Raw genomic sequence first — 3,235 nt, forward strand, 5'->3', positions numbered from 1 at the left:
GTCGGGCATAAGACAGCGATCGTTGCAGCCGCCTCCGGGATGGCACTGACCGTGATGCTGCCGACGACGGCCGGCGCCACCGCCGACGCCCCGCAGGATGCCCCGGCCGCCAGCAGCATCTCCGCCGCCACCGAAGCCCGGCTGACGTTCGAGCGTGCCGGCCTGACCAGCAAATTCGACCCGGACACGAAGCTGAAGCAGGTCATGGTCGCCTCGGGCAGCAATGCCAAGGTCGTCAGCAGCGAAGGCTCCCTCTCGCAGCCGATGGACGAGCTGACCATGACGTCGCCGTTCGGCTACCGCGTCAGCCCCATCACCGGCTACGCCGGGGAGCTGCACACCGGCCAGGACTATGGAGCAGCCTGCGGCACCCCGGTCCACGCAGCGGCCGGCGGAACCGTCATCGAGGCGGGCTTCCAGGTCGGCGGCGGCGGTAACCGGATCGTGGTGGACCACGGCAACGGCCTGAAGACCACCTACAACCACCTGAGCACCATTGACACGTCCGTCGGTGCCACCGTGCAGCGCGGGGAGATGGTGGGCCAGAGCGGCACCACCGGCGCCTCAACCGGCTGCCACCTCCACTTCGAAGTGATGGTCAACGACAAGCTGGTGGACCCCACCGGCTGGCTGTGATGAACACGCCGTAATCGGAACGTGACACATCCCGCAAACTGTTATAAGGTTTCACCCGTGCCAGTCGTCAACAGGCTGGCACCTTCGGGCGGAATGCCGAACTCTGCCGTCGCCCGAAGTTCGTTCGCACCGAATCGCATGGCAGAGGCGGGGGAACCACTTCCCGGACATCGCACGGTGTCCTTGGGGTAAAGCCGATCAGGCCTGGGCCACCAGCCCGCAGCCGACCGGCCGGATGAACTCCCATCCGAACCCGACAGCTCACTTCGCAGGCATTTGGGAGAGGTACAGACCGTGTCCAAGAGCATTACTGCGGGCCGCCATCGTGCGACCCCCGTCCGCACGAGCCCGCTTGAGACGATTTCCAAGGCTGTGTCCGCGAATGCGGGAACCATGGGACGTCAGGGTGCGGTGATCGCCGCCGCTACCGGCTTGGTTCTGACCGGTACCATCCCGGCCCAGGCTGTCAGCGCTGACCGAGGGGTCGAGGCCCCGGCCCGCGTGCAGGTGGAGGCCGTGCAGGCCTCCGCAGCCGTGAAGCTGACCTTCGAACGCGCGGGGATCACCTCAACCCCCGCACCGGAGCCGGTTGTCCAGGCCGTCTCCAACGAGATCAACCCCACGACCGGCAACGACGCCGGGTCGAACGAAACCAAGACCGTCAAGAAGGCCGGCGAGGCTGCCGCCAGCGGAGCCGCCGGCGCCATCGTCGCGGCCGCCTACGGACAGATCGGGGTCGCCCAGGACTGCACGGCCCTGGTCGAGAACGCCCTGCGCGCGGCAGGCTTCGCGGTGGGCGACCTCGCCCCGGCGCAGTTCTTTGCCTACGGCACACAGGTGGCCACCCCGCAGCCCGGCGACATCATCTACTACGCCAACGGCGGTGCCGGCGTGGCCCACGTGGCCATCTACGTCGGCAACGGCCAGGCGGTCCACGGCGGGTGGGCGGGCTACAGCACTGTCTTGGGCAGCGCCTACATCGGCTCCGGCCCGGTCTTCATCCGTCCGGCGGGCTAAGCACTTCCTGTCACGGCCTTCTCGCGGCGCGTCCTTCGGGGCGCGCTGCGGGCGTTAAAAACGGCGTGCGGAGGACCTGGGTGGAAACGGGGCGCGGGTGCGGCGCGCGAAGACGGCACGGAACCGGCGCGCGAAGACGGGTCCGGAGCGGCGCGCGGACACAGCGCGCGGCAGACCTGCCCAGGAGTGGCGCGAAGAAGGGGTCCGGTCGGCGCGCGGAAGACCCGTGCGCGAAGTCGGGTCCGGAGCCGCGCGGAACCTCTGCTCGGAAACGGGCGCGGATGACCCGTTCGGAAGACCCGCGCGACAACGGCGCTTGGAACGTGTGCGCAGCCCCGAAACGCACGGTGCACCTTTCGTACCAGCCCCGTCCCGGAACCGTCAGGAAGCAGGGCTCCGAGGGCTGTCGTAATCAAAACATCACCACGCCGTGATCAGAATGTGACAATGCGTGATTGATCGTATACGCTCTAACGCGTGCCAGTTGCCAAACGGCTGGGACCTCCGGGTGGATTGCCGAGCTCTGCCACCGTCCGGAGTCCGTTCGCAAAAAACTTCGCGGGCAGAGGCGGGGGAACCAAATTCGGGTTCCGTACAGGAACCCTTGGGGTTAAGTCGCCAGCACTCTCAGGCATTGCCGGGGAGGGCTGCGGCCGGATGCACTCCCATCCGAATCCGACAGCTCACCTCGCAGGCATTGGGAGAGGCCTTTAACGTGTTCAATGACACCGCTACGGGGCGCCACCGCGCCGTTTCCGTCCGCACCAACCCGCTGGAGACGATTTCCAAAGCCGTCTCGTCCAATGCCGGATCCATGGGTCGCTCGGCAGCCGTGATCGCTGCCGCGTCCGGACTGGCCCTGACCGCCGCGGTTCCCGCGCAGTCAACCTCCATCGAACGCACCGCATCCACCGTGTCCGTACCCAGCCGCGTGCAGGTGGACACCGTCCAGGCTTCGAGTGCCGTGGAGCTGACTTTCTCGCGTCCCGCCATCAAGTCCACTCCGGCCCCGGAGCCCGAGCCTGTCGTCGAAGCCGTGGCCGAGGAAGTGGCCCCGGTCGTCGAGGAGGCCGCAGACACCGCACAGGGCGCCGTCCAGGCCGCCGCTCCCGCGGTCGAGGTCAAGGCAGCCGCCGCCGTTCCCGCAGCCAAGGCAGCCCCGGCGAAGGCCGAAGCTTCCGCCAGCGGCGTGGCCTCCACGCTGGTGTCCTCCGCGTACGGCCAGATCGGCATCTCGCAGGACTGCACCGCCATGGTGGAGAAGGCCCTGCGCGCCGCCGGTTTCTCGGTGGGGGACCTCGCACCCGCACAGTTCTTCAGCTACGGCACCCAGGTTTCCACCCCGCAGCCGGGCGATCTGCTCTACTACTCCGACGGCGGAGCAGGTGTTGCGCACATCGCCATCTACGTGGGCAACGGCCAGGCCATCCACGGCGGCTGGACCGGTTACACCACGGCACTGGCCAGCGCGGACGTCGGATCCGGCTACGTAGCCATCCGCGTCAACTAGGCAACAGCCTTCCCGGTCCACAGCGACCGTCCCGCCGGCCCCGGTGCACGCCCAGCGCGCGCACCGGGGCCG

3 protein-coding genes and 2 riboswitches are annotated in these 3,235 nt (G+C 68.3%); all 3 genes read left to right on the forward strand.

Annotated elements, in window-relative coordinates:
* The coding region (locus tag AC5RUJ_RS13150; protein ID WP_494155978.1) for a M23 family metallopeptidase at positions 1–636 on the forward strand (636 nt) is incomplete at its 5' end.
* A 117-nt stretch (positions 637–753) separates the two neighbouring features.
* Positions 754–926: riboswitch (cyclic di-AMP (ydaO/yuaA leader) on the forward strand.
* A gap of 103 nt (positions 927–1,029) precedes the next feature.
* Positions 1,030–1,653 (forward strand): NlpC/P60 family protein, encoded by a 624-nt coding sequence (locus tag AC5RUJ_RS13155; RefSeq protein ID WP_494026290.1) that lies wholly within the window; start codon positions 1,030–1,032, stop codon positions 1,651–1,653.
* Between the two features lie 542 nt (positions 1,654–2,195).
* A riboswitch (cyclic di-AMP (ydaO/yuaA leader) is annotated at positions 2,196–2,364 on the forward strand.
* A gap of 4 nt (positions 2,365–2,368) precedes the next feature.
* Positions 2,369–3,163: an NlpC/P60 family protein gene (locus AC5RUJ_RS13160; protein ID WP_494128091.1), complete on the forward strand. Its 795-nt coding sequence runs from the start codon at positions 2,369–2,371 to the stop codon at positions 3,161–3,163.
* Positions 3,164–3,235 lie beyond the last annotated feature (72 nt).

The sequence above is a fragment of the Arthrobacter sp. Y3223164 genome (assembly GCF_059091005.1).

Bases quoted from the DNA above. Each gene is read 5' to 3' on its own strand.
- AC5RUJ_RS13155 (WP_494026290.1), top strand. From the start codon at position 1,030: ATGGGACGTCAGGGTGCGGTGATCGCCGCCGCTACCGGCTTGGTTCTG.